Annotated in this window: 14 protein-coding genes; 12 read left to right on the top strand and 2 right to left on the bottom strand. The window is 73.7% G+C overall.

Going from position 1 to position 16,166, the window contains the following annotated elements:
• Positions 1 to 27: 27 nt before the first annotated feature.
• Positions 28 to 1,329, bottom strand: coding sequence for a sensor domain-containing protein (locus AB0M46_RS03320; protein WP_363332623.1), 1,302 nt, complete (start codon positions 1,327 to 1,329; stop codon positions 28 to 30).
• A 404-nt stretch (positions 1,330 to 1,733) separates the two neighbouring features.
• Here AB0M46_RS03320 and AB0M46_RS03315 point away from each other — a divergent pair, with 404 nt between their 5' ends.
• The 12 genes from AB0M46_RS03315 (at position 1,734) to AB0M46_RS03260 (ending at position 15,433) form a co-directional block, all read left to right on the top strand.
• Positions 1,734 to 2,456 carry a redox-sensing transcriptional repressor Rex gene (locus AB0M46_RS03315; RefSeq protein ID WP_363332622.1) on the top strand — a complete coding sequence of 241 codons (723 nt, stop codon included), beginning with the start codon at positions 1,734 to 1,736 and terminating at the stop codon, positions 2,454 to 2,456.
• A gap of 52 nt (positions 2,457 to 2,508) precedes the next feature.
• A complete protein-coding gene (locus AB0M46_RS03310) occupies positions 2,509 to 3,807 on the top strand; it encodes a glutamyl-tRNA reductase (RefSeq protein ID WP_363332620.1) in 1,299 nt (432 codons plus the stop codon).
• The gene (hemC, locus tag AB0M46_RS03305) at positions 3,804 to 4,733 is read left to right on the top strand and encodes a hydroxymethylbilane synthase (RefSeq protein ID WP_363332619.1); all 930 of its coding nucleotides are present in this window, start codon (positions 3,804 to 3,806) and stop codon (positions 4,731 to 4,733) included. Before AB0M46_RS03310 ends, hemC begins: the two co-directional genes overlap by 4 nt.
• Positions 4,717 to 6,297, top strand: a complete 1,581-nt coding sequence (locus AB0M46_RS03300; RefSeq protein WP_363332618.1) for a uroporphyrinogen-III synthase — start codon at positions 4,717 to 4,719, stop codon at positions 6,295 to 6,297. The genes hemC and AB0M46_RS03300 overlap by 17 nt, the downstream gene beginning before the upstream one ends.
• Before the next feature lie 52 nt (positions 6,298 to 6,349).
• Positions 6,350 to 7,330, top strand: coding sequence for a porphobilinogen synthase (gene hemB / locus AB0M46_RS03295; RefSeq protein WP_363332617.1), 981 nt, complete (start codon positions 6,350 to 6,352; stop codon positions 7,328 to 7,330).
• Positions 7,331 to 7,764: 434 nt separating this feature from the next.
• A complete protein-coding gene (gene galE / locus AB0M46_RS03290) occupies positions 7,765 to 8,727 on the top strand; it encodes a UDP-glucose 4-epimerase GalE (protein ID WP_363332616.1) in 963 nt (320 codons plus the stop codon).
• A 31-nt stretch (positions 8,728 to 8,758) separates the two neighbouring features.
• Positions 8,759 to 10,783 (top strand): hypothetical protein, encoded by a 2,025-nt coding sequence (locus tag AB0M46_RS03285; protein ID WP_363332615.1) that lies wholly within the window; start codon positions 8,759 to 8,761, stop codon positions 10,781 to 10,783.
• 16 nt (positions 10,784 to 10,799) lie between these two features.
• Positions 10,800 to 12,227, top strand: a complete 1,428-nt coding sequence (pelF, locus tag AB0M46_RS03280; protein ID WP_363332614.1) for a GT4 family glycosyltransferase PelF — start codon at positions 10,800 to 10,802, stop codon at positions 12,225 to 12,227.
• Entirely contained in the window at positions 12,224 to 12,472 is a 249-nt protein-coding gene (locus tag AB0M46_RS03275; protein ID WP_363332613.1) for a hypothetical protein, read from the top strand. The genes pelF and AB0M46_RS03275 overlap by 4 nt, the downstream gene beginning before the upstream one ends.
• Positions 12,469 to 13,899, top strand: coding sequence for a hypothetical protein (locus AB0M46_RS03270; protein ID WP_363332611.1), 1,431 nt, complete (start codon positions 12,469 to 12,471; stop codon positions 13,897 to 13,899). The genes AB0M46_RS03275 and AB0M46_RS03270 overlap by 4 nt, the downstream gene beginning before the upstream one ends.
• The gene (locus tag AB0M46_RS03265) at positions 13,896 to 14,522 is read left to right on the top strand and encodes a spherulation-specific family 4 protein (protein WP_363332610.1); all 627 of its coding nucleotides are present in this window, start codon (positions 13,896 to 13,898) and stop codon (positions 14,520 to 14,522) included. The genes AB0M46_RS03270 and AB0M46_RS03265 overlap by 4 nt, the downstream gene beginning before the upstream one ends.
• The gene (locus AB0M46_RS03260; protein WP_363332609.1) at positions 14,519 to 15,433 is read left to right on the top strand and encodes an endo alpha-1,4 polygalactosaminidase; all 915 of its coding nucleotides are present in this window, start codon (positions 14,519 to 14,521) and stop codon (positions 15,431 to 15,433) included. The genes AB0M46_RS03265 and AB0M46_RS03260 overlap by 4 nt, the downstream gene beginning before the upstream one ends.
• Here AB0M46_RS03260 and AB0M46_RS03255 read toward each other — a convergent pair.
• Entirely contained in the window at positions 15,430 to 16,083 is a 654-nt protein-coding gene (locus AB0M46_RS03255; protein ID WP_363332608.1) for a helix-turn-helix domain-containing protein, read from the bottom strand. The two genes, AB0M46_RS03260 and AB0M46_RS03255, sit on opposite strands and share 4 nt — an antisense overlap.
• Positions 16,084 to 16,166 lie beyond the last annotated feature (83 nt).

Genomic DNA, 16,166 nt, shown 5'->3' with positions numbered 1-16,166 from the left:
CGTGGGAGGCGCGAGCGGCCCGGCGGGTCAGACCGGGAGGATCGCGACGAGCTTGGTTCCCGCGTCGTGGGGGCTGGTGACGGTCAGCTCGCCGCCGGACGCGCGCACCCGGTCGGCCAGGCCGGTCAGCCCGTGCCCCTTGGCCAGGCTCGCACCGCCGACGCCGTCGTCCTCGACCGTGACGAGCATCCCGTAGGCCGAGCGCTGCAGCGTGACCTTGCACTCACTCGCGTGGCTGTGCTTGGCCACGTTGGTCAGGGCCTCGGCGACGACGAAGTACGCCGTCGTCTCCACGTTGGCGGCCAGCCGCCCGGTCTCGGTCAGCTCCAGGTCGACCGGGATGGCCGAGCGGGCCGCCAGGGCGGTGAGGGCCGCGCGCAGCCCGCGGTCGACCAGGATCGGCGGGGCGATGCCGCGCGAGAGGGCCCGCAGCTCCTGCAGCGTTTCCCGGGTCTGGGCCAGCGCCTCGGCCACGGTCGCCCGGGCCGCCGCCGGGTCGTTGTCGAACTGCAGGTCGGCCCGGCCGAGGTCCATGGCCAGCCGGACCAGCCGCTGCTGCGGCCCGTCGTGGATGTCGCGCTCCAGCCGGCGCAGGGCGCTGGCCTCGGCCGACACGGCGGCGGTGGTCTGGGCGCGGGCCCGGTCCCGGCCGCGCTCGGCCTCGGCGACCTGCTCGCGCAGCTCGGCGACCCCGCTGAGCATCCCCCGGGCGGCCCAGGCCTCGAACAGGGCGGCCGCGCGCACCACCGGCACCAGCGTGAGGGCGAACACCACGCCCAGGGCGGTGTTGAGGAGGATCCGCACCTCGGCGCCCGAGCCGAGGCCGATCAGCTCCGGCAGGTCCTGGTTGTCCGGCGGGCGGGGGATGGACCAGTCCCACAGCACCGTGGTCAGCCCGGCCAGCGCGCCGACCCACCAGACGAGCACGAAGGAGAAGGCGATCGTGCTGGGGATGAACCGGAAGATGCCGTGCAGCAGGTCCAGCCACGACTGGCTGTCGGAGAGCGGGACGAGCGTGCGGCGCCAGAAGCCGGCGCCGGGCGCGGCCTTCTTGTAGTACGGGTGCGGCAGTTGGCTGCGCAGCACCGGGCCGGTCCGGGCGCGCTCCAGGGTGGCGAAGCCGCGCGCCTGCAGGATGGTGGCGAGCAGGATCGGGAAGCCGACGACCGTCACGATCAGGCCCACGCCCAGCGCGAAGCCCGTCAGGCAGAGCACCACGGTGATGAGGCCGAGGGGGAACCCGAGCAGCACATACTGCGTGTCGATACCCAGCTGGCGGATGATCCGGGAGAAGCGGCCCGGACCCAGCGGGGTGATGGTCGTCGTCATGTCATCGACGCTAGGCAAACCGCCCCCAGACTCCCATCCCGCGGTCCGGCCACTTGATGGTAGGGCCAACCCTACTGGAAAAACGTGTAGGCTCGCTACATAAGTCGTGTTGGGTGTGAAATATGCCGGAATTGCGGTGATACTGGCCACAGCGCCCGCCCACTGCCGACCGCGTCGGAGAAAGGGGGCACTACGTGCCGCGGGGGCTTTTCTCGCGCGCGCGATCCGCATGGGCGGGCGCTGACCTCTACCTGGTGGGCGCCGAGTCTTCAAGATCGCGATTTGTGCACGGCTTCACAAGCGCCTACTCTGTTGCAACGACGAACCCCGCTAGCACAGCCGGTAATCGGCCCGATCACCGGCCCCGCCAGTGGTCTCGCACACTGTCGTCGTCTCGGAGACTCATGAGCCAGCAGCGCACCGGCCCCACGGACGGACCGGACTTTCCGGCCCTTCCGGAGGCGACCGTCGCCAGGCTTCCGGAGTACCTGCGTGCCCTGCACCACCTCGCCGAGGAAGGGCACGACACGGTTTCCTCGGAGGGTCTGGCCGCGGCCGCGGGCGTCAATTCCGCCAAGCTCCGCAAGGACCTGTCCCACCTGGGCCGCACCGGCACGCGGGGGGTCGGCTACGACGTCACCCTGCTGATCGACCAGATCGAGCAGGTGCTCGGCCTCACCCACCGGCGGGCCGTCGCGCTCGTCGGCGTGGGTAATCTCGGTCACGCCCTGGCCGGCTACGCCGGGTTCGGCAACCGCGGCTTCCGCATCGCCGCCCTCTTCGACGCCGACCTCGGCCGGGTCGGCGAGCAGATCAACGGCCTGATCGTGCGGCACATCGACGACCTGCCCGCGGTGGTCGTCGAGGAGTCGATCTCCATCGCGGTGATCGCCACGCCGGCGCACGCCGCCCAGCACGTGTGCGACCACCTCGTCGCCGCCGGCGTCACCAGCGTCCTGAACTTCGCGCCGTGCGTGCTGAGCGTGCCCGAGGGCGTCGACGTCCGCAAGGTCGACCTGGCCATCGAGCTGCAGATCCTCTCCTTCCACGAGCACCGCAAGTCGGCCCTGACGGCGCTGCCGGCGGTGCAGAAGCCCAAGCGCGGCGAAGCGGAGGTTGCCTCGTGAGCGGTGTCGTGAGCGGTACAGAGCGGTACCGGAGCGATGCGGGGGTGGCGGCGTGACCGGGAACGTCAACCTGTTGGTTGTCGGGTTGTCGCACCGGACCGCGGGTGTCCCGCTGCTCGAGAAGCTCGCGCTGGGCCCCGGCGAGACGCCGGCCGTGCTCGCCGAGCTGGTGTCGCTGCCGTACGTCGACGAGGCCGTGGTCCTGTCCACCTGCAACCGGGTGGAGATCTACGCCGCCGTCACCGCGTTCCACGGCGGCCTGGCCGACATCGGCGGGGTGCTCGCCGAGCGGGCCGGCCTCGCCGTGTCCGAGCTGGCTCCTGAGTTGTACGTCCACTACGAGGTCGACGCCGTCCGGCACGCGTTCCGGGTCGCCGCCGGCCTGGACTCGATGGTCGTGGGCGAGGCGCAGATCCTCGGCCAGCTCCGCGACGCCTACGCCGTGGCCGGCGAGCAGAGCACGGCCGGGCGCCTGCTGCACGAGCTGATGCAGCAGGCCCTGCGGGTCGGCAAGCGGGTGCACGCCGAGACCGAGATCGACCGGGCCGGGCAGAGCGTGGTCAGCGCCGCCCTCGCCTACGGGCAGGGCGCCACCGCGCCGGTCGGGGGGCGCCCGGCGCTGGTCATCGGCGCGGGCGCGATGGGCGCGCTGTCCCTGGCGACGCTGCGCCGGGCCGGGGCCGCTCCGCTGTTCGTGACCAACCGCAGCCACGCCCGGGCCGAGCGCCTGGCCGAGCTGCACGGGGCCGAGGCCGTACCGTTCGCCGAGCTGCCGAGCCTGCTGGAGCGGGTCGACGTGGTGGTCAGCGCCACCGCCTCCCCGGAGCCGGTGCTCGACGCGCCACTCCTCGCGGGGGCCGGCCGGGACCTGCTGGTGCTCGACCTCGCGGTGCCGCGCGACGTGGCGCCCGGGGTGGGCGATGTGCCCGGCGTGACCCTGGTCGACATCGAGGTGCTGTCGGAGTCGCTGTCCACCACCGCCGAGGTGGAGGAGCGGGCCGGCGAAGAGATCGTGGCGGCCGAGGTCGAGGCGTTCCTGACCTGGCTGCGCGGCGCCGACGTGGCCCCGACCGTGGCCGCGCTGCGGGCCCGGGCCGACGAGGTCGTCGAGGCCGAGCTGCGCCGCCTGGCCCAGCGCTGCCCGGAGCTGTCCGACGAGGCGCGGGGCGAGGTGGCCCACAGCGTTCACCGGATCGTCCAGCGTCTGCTCCACCAGCCGACCGTTCGCGTGCGCCAACTGGCGGCGGCGCCGGGTGGCGAGGCTTATGCTCAGGCGCTGCGTGAGCTGTTCGATCTGCAGATCCCGACTCCCGAGATCAATCCGTCCGCGGCTTCCGAGGTGCACCCGTGACGCTCAGACTGGGAACGAGGGGCAGCGCGCTGGCGATGGCGCAGTCCAAGACGGTCGCCGACGCGGTGCTCGAGCGCACCGGGCGCGACGTCGAGCTCGTCGAGATCGTCACCACGGGCGACCGCTCCAGCGCGCCCATTGCGCAGCTTGGCGTGGGCGTGTTCGTCTCCGCCCTGCGCGACGCGCTGCTGGGCCGCGAGATCGACTTCGCCGTGCACTCCTACAAGGACCTGCCGACCGCGCCGGCCAAGGGGCTCGTGGTGGCCGCCGTGCCGACCCGCCAGGACCCGCGCGACGCGCTGGTGGCCCGGGGCGGGCTCAACCTCAACGAGCTGCCCGACGACGCCCGCATCGGCACCGGCGCGCTGCGCCGGATCGCCCAGATCAACGCGCTGGGGCGGCGCTTGCACGCGGTACCGCTGCGGGGCAACATCGACACCCGGCTGCGCAAGCTCGCCGAGGGCGAGTTCGACGCCATCGTGCTGGCCCACGCCGGGATGTCCCGGATCGGGCGCGGCGGCGAGGCGACCGAGGTGCTCGATCCGCTGCTGATGCTGCCCGCCCCGGCGCAGGGCGCACTGGCGGTCGAGTGCCGCGAAGACGATGTCGAGCTGCGCGAGGTGCTCGCCGCGCTCGACGACGAATACACCCGCGCGGCGGTAACCGCCGAACGGGCGCTGTTGGCCGAGCTCGAGGCGGGTTGCTCCGCCCCGATCGCGGCGCTGGCCGAGGTCGCCGAGGGCGACGAAGGGCCTGAGATTTATCTGCGCGGTGCTGTGTTCAGCCCGGACGGCGGCTTCGCCCTCCGGCTTTCGCGCACCGGAACGCTCGCCGACGCCGCGGAGGTGGGCCGAGCCCTGGCCCGCGACCTACGCGAAGAAGGCGCCGACAACGCACTGGGAGTGCAGCATGACCCGCACCCGTAAGGGCACCGGCCGGATCGCATTCGTCGGGGCCGGCCCCGGCGATCCCGGCCTGCTGACCCGCCGCGCCCATGAGGCGCTGGTGTCCGCCGACCATATTGTCTACGACCGCAACGTACCCGAGCCGCTGCTCGCCGCGATTCGCGCCGAGGCCGACCCGGAGTGCCAGTTCAGCCCGGCCGAGGGCGCGCCCGGTGACGTCGCCAAGGTGCTGCTGTCCGGGGCCCGCTCCGGCCTGCGCGCCATCCACCTGGTGGGCGGCGACCCGATGGCCCACGAGGCGGTGCTCAAGGAGGTGCAGGCCGTCGCCCGCACCGCGGTGCCGTTCGAGGTTGTGCCCGGCATCGGCCAGGCCGCCGGGGTGGCCACCTACGCCGGCGTGCCGCTGCCCGGCGTGCGCGTGACCGCCGACGTCGACGACGTGCAGTCCGTCGACTTCGAGTCCGTCGCCGCCGCCGTGGCCCGCGGCTCGTCCGCGCTCGCCGTCGACGCCGGCGACCTCGCCGCCGTCCGCGACGGGCTGCTGGCCGCCGGGGTCGACCCGGCCACGCCGGTGTCGATCACCGGGGACGGCACGGGCGAGACGCAGTACAGCTCCGCCTCCTCGGTCGACAGCATGGTCGCCGCCGCGCTCGGCTTCGCCGGCCGCGTGGTGCTGTGTCTCGGCGCCGGGGTCGCGCAGCGCGAGAAGCTCGGCTGGTGGGAGAACCGGCCGCTGTACGGCTGGAAGGTCCTCGTCCCGCGGACCAAGGAGCAGGCCGGCGCGATGAGCGAGCGCCTGCGCGCCTACGGGGCGATCCCGTGCGAGGTGCCGACCATCGCGGTCGAGCCGCCGCGCACCCCGGCCCAGATGGAGCGGGCGATCAAGGGCCTGGTCGACGGCCGCTACGCATGGACCGTCTTCACCTCGGTCAACGCCGTGCGCGCGGTCTGGGAGAAGTTCGCCGAGCACGGCCTCGACGCGCGCCACTTCGGCGGGGTCAAGGTCGCCTGCATCGGCGAGGCCACCGCCGAGGCGGTCCGCGGCTTCGGCATCGTGCCCGAGCTGCTGCCGACCGGCGAGCAGTCCTCCGAGGGGCTGCTGGCCGAGTTCTCGCCGCACGACGAGATCCTCGACCCGGTCGGCCGGGTGCTGCTGCCCCGGGCCGACATCGCCACCGAGACGCTCGCGGCCGGCCTCACCGAGCTGGGCTGGGAGGTCGACGACGTGACGGCGTACCGCACGGTCCGCGCCGCCCCGCCGCCGGCCGACATCCGCGACGCGATCAAGTCCGGCGGCTTCGACGCGGTGCTCTTCACGTCGTCGTCCACCGTGCGCAACCTGGTCGGCATCGCCGGCAAGCCGCACGCCCGCACGGTCGTGGCGGTCATCGGGCCGAAGACGGCCGACACGGCGGTCGAGTTCGGCCTCCGCGTCGACGTCCAGCCGGCGCACGCCTCGGTGTCCGACCTGGTCGAGGCGCTGGCGGGCTACGCTGTGGAGTTGCGCGAGAAGCTCGCCGCGATGCCCGCGAAGCAGCGCCGCGGCTCGAAGGTGCAGGGCCCGACAGCGCTTCGGTTCCGTTAGTAGCGAGGGCTCCGCCAGTAGCGAGGGTTCCGTGAGTTGGGGGTAACTCCCGATGGGTTTTCCTGAGGTTCGCCCGCGCCGGCTGCGTCGCACCCCTGCGATGCGCCGGCTCGTGGCCGAGACGCACGTCCAGCCGTCCAACCTGATCCTGCCGATGTTCGTCAAGGAGGGGTTGACCGAGCCACGGCCGATCGCCACCATGCCGGGCGTTGTGCAGCACTCCCGCGAGTCGCTGCGCAAGGCCGCGGCCGAGGCGGTCGCCGAGGGCGTGGGCGGCCTCATGCTCTTCGGGGTGCCGCAGACCCGCGACGAGACCGGCTCCGGTGGCATCGACCCGGATGGCATCCTCAACGTCGCCATCCGGGACGTGATCTCCGAGGTCGGCGACACCACCGTGGTCATGTCCGACCTGTGCCTGGACGAGTTCACCTCGCACGGGCACTGCGGCGTGCTGGCCCCCGACGGGTCGGTCGACAACGACGCCACGCTGCGGCAGTACGAGCTGATGGCCCTGGCCCAGGTTGAGGCCGGTGCGCACGTGCTCGGCCCGTCCGGGATGATGGACGGCCAGGTCGGCGTGGTGCGCGCGGCGCTGGACCGGGCCGGGCACATCGACGTGTCGCTGCTGGCCTATACGGCCAAGTACGCGAGCGCCTTCTTCGGGCCGTTCCGCGATGCCGTCGAGTCCGCGCTGACCGGGGACCGCAAGACGTACCAGCAGGACCCGGCCAACCTGCGGGAGGCCCTGCGCGAGGTCGCCCTCGACGTCGAGGAGGGCGCGGACATGGTCATGGTCAAGCCCGCGCTGCCGTACCTCGACGTGATCACCCGAGTCGCCGAGATGGTGGACGTGCCCGTGGCCGCCTACCAGGTCTCCGGCGAGTACGCGATGGTCGAGGCCGCCGTGGCCAACGGCTGGCTCGACCGCGACCGCGCGATCCTCGAGACGCTCACCTCGATCCGCCGGGCCGGGGCGCAGCTGATCCTGACGTACTGGGCGAGCGACGCGGCTCGCCTCCTGCGCAGCCTCTGAACCGCTCAGCCGGTCCGGTCGCCGCCGACTGCAAGTCGGGACGACCGGATCGGCTCGGGGCATACATGGCGGCCCCTGCTCGCGTAACGACGTAGTGGCGCGTAGCCGTTTTGCGCGAAATGTCGGATGCCGTGTGCACATCGGACAATTCGGACTTCTACCCCGTCGGGGTATAAATCCGATAAGTCGCGGCGCGGAGCGCCCGACTTATCGTTTTCAGCGGCCCGGCGCCGGGCGTCCGCCGGATCCCCATATCGCCCAAATCGGGCATATTGGGCGTGTTGCGGCGATTTTCCCGGTCCGGCTGCCGCAGAATTGTTCGGGCAGGTCACCGGCCTGGTTACGGCACCGTGCGAGGGAATCTTGACGCCGCGCGAGTGTCAGGAACACGACAGCTACCCGTTTGGGTGTGCGGGGACGTCGTTGCCCCCATCGTGAGATGGCTCGTCACCGGAGGCGCCGGATACATCGGCGCGCACGTCGTCACCGCCCTCAGCGAGTCGGGCATCGAAACCGTCGTCCTCGACGACCTGTCCACGGGCCGGGCCGGCCGGGTGCCCTTCGGGGTGCCGCTGGTGCGCGCCGACGTGCGCGACGCCGCGACCGTGCGCGAGCTGTTGCGCCGGCACCGGCCCGACGGCGTGATCCACCTGGCCGCCCGCAAGGACGTGGCCGAGTCGACCGCCCACCCGCTGCGCTACTACCAGGACAACCTCGACGGGCTGCGCTCCGTGCTGGCGGCGGTCGCCTCGTGCGGTACCGCATCCGTGCTCTTCTCCTCCAGCGCCGCCGTCTACGGCACGCCGCGGCGATCCCCGGTGCGCGAGCAGGACCCGGCCGAGCCGGAGAACGCCTACGGGCGGACCAAGCTCGTCGGCGAGTGGATGCTGCGCGACGCGGCGGCCGGGGGCGGGTTCGGCTGGGCGGCGCTGCGGTACTTCAACGTCGCCGGCGCCGCCACCCCCGGCCTGCGCGACGAGGGCGGCACGAACCTCGTCCCGCGCCTGCTGCGCGCGGCCGCGCTGGGCATCCCGGCGACCGTCTACGGCACCGACTACCCGACCGCCGACGGCACCGCGGTGCGCGACTACGTGCACGTGGCCGACATCGCCGACGCGCACGTGCGGGCCGCCCTCGCCCTGCACGAGGGGGAGCTACGCGGCGAGGTGCTCAACGTCGGCCGCGGGGAGGGCGCCTCGGTGCTGCAGATGATCGCCGCTGTCGGCCGGGCGCTGGGCCGCCCGCTGCCCTACGACGAGGCGCCGCGCCGCCCGGGCGACCCGGCCGCCGTGGTGGCCAGCCCCGCCCGCATCCGGGCCCGCCTCGGCTGGCGGGCCCGCCACGACCTGAACGCCATGGTCACCAGCTCCATCGCCGAAGTCGCCAAGGCCGCCTGAGCACCTCCGCAACCCCCGAAGGAGCCTCACGTTGAAGTCCCGGATCGTCGCCGGCGCCGTCGCCCTGCTGGGCCTCGCCGGGATCGTCCTCGCCCAGCCGGCGCTCGCCGCCACGAGCGCCAAGCAGCGCATCGACCTGCGGGTGCTCGTGCTCGACGACGGCACCACCGGCATCGACACGCTGCGCGCCCAGCTCGACCGCGAGGGCGTTCCCTACGACGCGCTGGCGCTCGGCACCGACGGGCGCCCGGCGATCACCCCGGCCTACCTCGCCGACACCGTCGGCGGCGTGCGCCGGGCCAAGTACCAGGGCGTCGTGCTGCCCAACGAGGGCGCGGTGACCGGCGCCGAGGCGACCGCGCTGGCCGACTTCGAGCGCGAGTTCAAGGTGCGCCAGATCGACGCGTACACCTGGGCCAACCCCAACGTGGGGCAGAGCACGGCCTGGAGCGGCGTGCTCGACGGGGCCACCATGCAGGTCACCGACGCCGGCAAGGCGGCCGGCTTCGGCTACCTCACCGGGCCGGTCGCCATCGACGACCGCGACCCGGCGGTGCTCGAGTCCTACGGGTACCTCGGCGTGGCCGCCCCGGCCGCCGGCGCGACCTTCACCCCGCTGGTCACCGCCACCCCGCCCGGCGGCGGCACGAGGGGCTCGGTGATGGGCGTCTACGCCCACGACGGGCGCGAGGAGCTGGCCGTCACGCTGGCCGCCAACCGCTACCAGACCCACGCGATGGAGCTCGGCCACGGCCTGATCACCTGGCTCACCAGGGGCGTCCACCTCGGCTTCGCGCGCAACTGGTTCAGCGTGCACATCGACGACGTCTTCCTGCCCGACGACCGCTGGGACACCGTGCACAACTGCACGGTCGGCGACGACTGCAACCCGCGGCGGGACCCGACCGTCCAGCCGTACAACACCACGATCCGCATGACCAAGGACGACGTGAGCGCGCTGGTCGCCTGGCAGAACTCGCGCGGGCTCAAGCTCGACCTGGTGTTCAACGGCGGCGGGAGCGTCGCGGCCGGCGCGGGCGACGGGCTCACCAAGGCGTTGCTGGGCAGCAAGAACCAGTTCCGCTGGGTCAACCACACCTACGACCACGCGTACCTCGGCTGCGTGCAGGACTTCACCGTCAGCCCGTGGCGCTGCGCCACCGACGGCTCGGGCAAGACCCGGTGGGTGTCGCAGGCCGACATCTCCGCGCAGATCAAGCAGAACGTCGACTGGGCCAAGGGCAAGGGCATCGCGCTGGACGCGGGCGAGCTCGTCACCGGCGAGCACTCCGGCCTCGCGACGCGGCCGCAGATGCCGGCCGACAACCCCAACCTGGCGGCGGCGCTCAACGCCAACGGGGTGCGGTACGTGGCCTCGGACGCCTCCCGCGAGCAGAGCGCCCGGGCCGCGGGCAACGCCACCACCGTGCCGCGCTTCCCGATGAACATCTTCTACAACGTGGCCACCGTCGCCGAGGAGGTCGACGAGTACAACTGGCTCTACACCAGCCGGGCCGACGGCGGCAGCGGCATCTGCGCGAACAACCCGGCCTCGACCTGCATCCGCCCGCTCGGCGCGGAGGGCTTCGCGAACCACATCGTGCCGACGGAGGCGCGCATCGCCTTCGACCACATCGTCTCGGCCAACCCCGCGCCGCACTACGCGCACCAGTCCAACCTCGCCGAGGACCGCATCCTGTACCCGGTGCTCGACGCGGTACTGGCCCGCTACCACGCCACCTATACGGCCGCCACGCCGGTGGTCAACCCGAAGTTCGCCGACGTCGCGCTGCAGAACCGCCGCCAGGCGGCCTGGGCCGCGGCGGCGGCGAGCCGCTCGGTCGAGGCCTACCTGCTCGACGGCCGGGTCACGGTGACCAACAAGGGCAGCGCCGCCGACGTGCCGCTCACCATGCCCAGCGGCACCAAGCTGGTGACCGCCTCGCTGCTCGGCGTCGAGGTCTCCGGCGGCGCGTTCGGCGAGGCCTACGGCGGCGAGCGCTCCGCGTGGCGGTCGGTCGGCAAGGGCGGCCAGCAGCTGCTGCGCGTCGGCTGAGCGGGAGCCGCGAGCCGTGCGCGTCGTCCTCGTCAACGAAGGTACGTACCCCTACGCCACCGGCGGGGTCAGCACCTGGTGCAACCAACTGGTGCGTGGGCTATCCGAGGTCGAGTGGGACCTGGTCGCCATCGTCGGCACCGAGCCGGACCGCCCCGCGATCCCGCTGCCGGCCAACGTCCGCTCGCTGCGCCCGGTGCCGGTGTGGGGCCCGCCCCGCCCGGCCCGGGGCCGCCCCGAGCGGGCCGCCGGCCTGCTCTGCCGGGGCATGCTCGGCGACACCGCGGCCGACCTGGTGCTGTTCGGCGAGGGCCTGCGGGCGCTGGCCGACGTCGCCGTGGGCCGGACCCGCTTCGGCCGGCCGGTGGGGCGCCATCCGCTGGCCGGCGCCGGCCTGGCCGACACCCTGCTGGACGCCTGGGCCCGGGCCCGCGCGGACGGCATCCGGCTGCCGACGCTCACGCTGCGGGAGGCGGACGAGGCCGCGGTACTGCTGGAGCACGCCCTCCGCCCGCTGGCCGCCCCGATCCCGGAAGATGCCCAGCTGGTGCACGCCAACGCCAACGGCCTCTCCTCGATGGTCGCGCTGGTCGCGAAGTGGCGGCTCGGGGTGCCCTTCCTGATGACGGAGCACGGGGTGTACCTCCGGGAGCGTTACCTCGCCGCGGGCGCCCAGTCCCCGGGCGTCAAGACCGCCCTGCTGCGCTTCCATCGCGCCCTGGCCCGGCTGTCCTACTGGGAGGCCGACCTGGTCGCCCCGGTCAGCGGCTTCAACGCGCGCTGGGCCGTGCGCCACGGCGCCGACCCGGCCAAGCTCGCCGTCATCGGCAACGGGGTCGACCCGGCAGGGTTCCCGCTGCTGGCCGAGGAGCCGGCCGACCCGGTCATCTCCTGGGTGGGCCGGATCGACCCGCTCAAGGACCTGGAGACGCTGATCCGGGCCCTGGCCGTGGTGCGCCGCTCGATCCCGGCGGCCCGGCTGCACCTGGCCGGACCGGTCCCCGCCGGCAACGAGCCCTACGCCGCCGAGTGCCGCGCCGTGGCCGGCTCGCTCGGCCTGGCCGACGCGGTCACCTGGGCCGGCCCGTGCGCCTCCAGCCGGGAGGCGTTCGCGGTCGGGCAGGTCGCCGCGCTGTCGAGCATCTCGGAGGGCATGCCGTACACGGTCCTCGAGGCGATGATGTGCGGCCGCCCGACGGTGAGCACCGACGTCGGCGGGGTGGCCGAGGCGGTCGGCGACGCGGGGCTGGTCGTGCCGCCCCGCGACCCGGAGGCCTTCGCCGCCGCCTGCGTCGCGTTCCTGTCGGCCGAGCGGTTCCGGCGCGAGATCGGGGCGCGGGGGCGGGAGCGGGCCCTGGCGCAGTACACGCTGGACCGCTGCGTCTCGGCGTACCGCGATCGTTACCAGGCCCTGACCCACACGGAAGCGCTGGTGTCGGCATGACCATCTGCGGTGCGTCGACGAGTTCGACATTTCGCCAGCGCGAGGCCGGTGTGCCCGTCGCAACCGGCCCGAACCTGGTCGCCGGAGAGTTCTCCGCTTTCGATGAAGGGGGCGGCTGGGTCTGGGACTCGCCGCGGTCGTGCGGCGGGCGGGACCGGATCTGGGAGCTGGCGCCGCTGTGTGCCTGCTGCATCCCCGCGTCCGGCGGGAACCGGCACGCCGCGTACTTCGGGTACCGGCCGTGAGCGGGGACTCGCTGGTCATCGTGCCCGCCCAGCGAAGGGCCCGGCCGAGTGAGCTGGATCGGCCGGAGTCGCTGCGCTACGTCGGGCGGGTCGCCACCGACCCCGTGGCGGCGCTGGCCGACAGGATGCGCGACGACTGCCTCGACGCGGTCGACATCGACGAGATCGCGGCCATCCTCGAGGCCAACGGCATCAACGACCGCGTGGCCGACCGCGAGTACGGCGCCCCGTCCGTCTTCGTCCTGGCCGGCCGGGTGGTCGCCCGCACCGTCGACGTCGCCGACACCCAGCTGCTGCGCGCGGTGCCGGCCGAGGGCCCCGGACCGGCCCGGGTCGTCGCCGACACGCTGCTGCGCGCGCTCATCTACCTCACCCCGCTGGCCATCGGCGTGGGCGCGGCGGCCGAGGTCGACGGCGTGTCCCGCCTGGCCGCCACCGGCACCCTGCTGGTCGGCTGGGGCGGCGGCCAGGCGCTGTCGTACCTCGGCTACCGGGCGCTGTCCGAGCGCGGGCCGGTCGCCGCCGCCCGGGTGCTCGGCACCGGCTTCCTGACCCTGGCCGCGCTGTGGGCCCTGGCGCTGGCCGGCGCCGGCGGGCGGGACTACGCCGTCGCCGCCGTCCAGCTCGCCCTCTTCGCCGTCGCCGGGGTCACGCTCGTGACCAACCGGGAGCGGGTCGTCATCCTCGCCGTCGTGCCGTGCTGGTTGGCGACGGCCGGGCTGCGGTACGGGCTGCCGGTGACCGTGCTGCTCGGCTGCGTGGCGGTGCTCGTCGGGGTCGCCTTCCGGCCGGTGCTGCGGACCGGGGTCAAGAAGGCGCGCCGGCGCTGGTGGCGGTCCGACGTGCGCTACGCGGCGCTCTACGGGCTGGTCGGGACCGGGCAGGCGGCACTGCTGCACACGATCGCGCTCGTCGGGGTCGCCCCGCACCGGGTGCCGGTCGAGGCGCTGCCGCTGCTGCTCGGGGTACCACTCATCGAACTGACCCTGGTGTGGCACCGGCACCGCATCGCGGCCGCGCGGGCCGGCCTCGCCGACCGGTTCGCCTTCGACCGGCGGCTGGCCCGCATCAGCGCCGACACCGTCGCGGTGCTCGGCGTCCCCGTGCTCGCCGGCGCGGCCATCGCCGGCGCGGTGTGGTTCGGGCTGCTGCGCGGCGGGCAGTCCTTCGCCGCCGCGGTGCTGCTGACCGGCGTCTACGCGCTGTGCCTGGTGCTGGCCGCGCACGGCCGGGCCGGCACCGCCGCGATCGTCGTGTGGTGGCCGACGCTGCTCGTCGCGGGCGTCGGGCACTGGGCGCCCGCCCTGGTCCACGTGGCGCCCGCCTTCGCCGAAACCCTCGCCGTGGCGACCCTGCTCGGGGCCGGCCTGCCCGGCCTCGCCGTCGCCGCGCTCGTCCTGCGTGATCCGGAGAGTTACCGAGCATGATGCTGCTGCCGTTGTACGTCCACCCGCTGGTCGACCCCGAGGCCTGGGACGCGCTGCCCCGGGGCGCCGCCTGCTGGACGATCGTCAATATCCACAATGGACCCGGGGCGGGCCGCGACGAGGTCTACGCCGCGGCGACGGACCGGCTGCACGCGGCCGGCGTGAAGATGCTCGGCTACGTCGATCTCGGCTACGGCGGCCGGGCCAACGGCGAGGTCTGGTGCGACATCGTGGGCTGGGCGCAGTACCCCGTGGGCGGCATCTTCTTCGACCAGGCGCCCGCCGACGCCGCCGGGCTCGCCTACGTGGCCCAGGTGGTGCGGGCCGTGCGCGGCGCCGTCGTGCTCAACCCGGGGACCCGCTGCCTGCCCCGCTACGCGGCGCTGGCCGACGTGGTCTGTACCTTCGAGGGGCCATGGGAGTCCTACACCGCGCTCGCGCCCGCCGGCCGCGACTGGGCGAACGCCGCGCACCTCGTCTATGGGGTGCCGGCCGCGCGACTGGGCGAGGCGAGCGCGCTGCTGCTGTCCCGCGCGCGGCACGGGCTGGTGACGGACCTCGCGGCGCCGTTGCCGTACGAGGGGGTGCCGAGCTCGCTGCGCGCCCGGGCGGCCGCCCGGTGACCCCTCGCCGGCTGCGCGGCCTGCTGCTCGGCCTGGCCGCGCTCCTGGTCCTCTACGCGGCCGCCTGCACCGGCGAGGACAAGGGCCGCGACGTCGGCGGCCAGGGCTCGCACGGCCCGCAGACCGGCACCCAGGACGGCGACCCGGGCGGCTCGGCCGTCCTGGGCTCCGCGTCCGCCTCCGGTCCGGTCGCCCCGCCCCCGGCCGGCGGCTGGTGGAAGCCCGCCGTCGGGCTCACCTGGCAGTGGCAGCTCACGGGCAAGCTCGACAAGTCGGTGCCGGCCGACGTGTACGACGTGGACGGCGAGAACACGCCGGCCGCCGACGTGGCCGCGCTCAAGGCGGCCGGCCGGCACGTGGTGTGTTACGTCAACGCCGGCGCGCACGAGGACTTCCGGCCCGACGCCAAGAACTACCCGGAGTCGGTGCAGGGCAAGGGCCTGGAGGGCTGGCCGGGGGAGAAGTGGCTGGACATCCGGCGCTGGGACGTGCTGGAGCCGCTGCTGTCCGCCCGCTTCAAGACCTGCAAGGACAAGGGCTTCGACGCGGTCGAGCCGGACAACATGGACGGGTACAGCAACAGCAGCGGCTTCCCGCTCACCGCCGCCGACCAGCTGACCTTCAACCGCCGGGTGGCCGACCTGGCGCACCGGGCGGGCCTCGGCGTGGGCTTGAAGAACGACGTGGACCAGGCCGCCGCCCTCGCCCCGGCGTTCGACTTCGCCGTGAACGAGGAGTGCGCGCACTACGACGAGTGCGATGCGCTGAAGGTCTTCACGGCCGCGGGCAAGCCGGTGTTCCACGTGGAGTACGAGGGTTCCACGGGCTCCTTCTGCCCGAAGACCAAGGCCCTGCACTTCTCCTCGATGAAGAAGAAGCTCGGCCTCGACGCCTGGCGCGAGACCTGCTAGCTCAGGCCGTTGCGCGCGGCCAGTGCGTGCATGGCCCGCTGGATGCCCACCCGGTCCGGCGCCGGCCCGGCGGGCGTGTCCGCCGCCGGCGCCCGCAGCCCCGCCAGCGTGTACCCCAGCTGCCGCCGCCAGGCCGTGGGCGCATTCGTCCCCGTGCGCTCGACCAGCCCCGCGTTCGCCATGAGCACCGGCACGACGTCCTCGTGCTGGAAGTCCGGCCGTAGCACGCCCGCCGCCCGGGCCCGGTCGATCAGCGCTGTCAGCCCGCTGAAGGCGTGCTCGCGCAGCTGTTCCAGCTCCGGCACCCCCGACACGGTCGCGGTCAGCAGGTCGGCGAAGGCGCGGTTGCCGGCCTGGGCCTCACACAGGAACGTCAGGTGCCCGGCGAACGCGGCCCACGGGTCCTCCATGGCCAGCGCGCGCTCGGTCGCGGCCACCACCTCCCGCAGCGCGTCGGCGAACACCGCCGCGACCAGGTCGCCCCGGCTGGGGAACCGGCGGTACAGGGTCGCGTTGCCGACCTTGGCCCGCCGCGCGATCTCGTCGAGCGGCGCCTCCAGGCCCCGCTCGGCGAACACGACCTTTGCCGTCTCCACGAGCTGCCGGCGGTTGCGCTCGGCATCCCTCCTCAACGCCCCATGAGCCCCCATGGCTACAGCATATGCACATTCATGGTTGCGTCACCGGGGAGGGCTTTTGCCTGATCCTGACGGTTTGCGCCAGGAGGGTTGTG

The organism is Dactylosporangium sp. NPDC051485 (genome assembly GCF_040682015.1).
Taxonomy (GTDB): domain Bacteria; phylum Actinomycetota; class Actinomycetes; order Mycobacteriales; family Micromonosporaceae; genus Dactylosporangium.
Note: the sequence above shows the minus strand (reverse complement) of the source record. Positions and strands in the feature narration are given on the sequence as shown.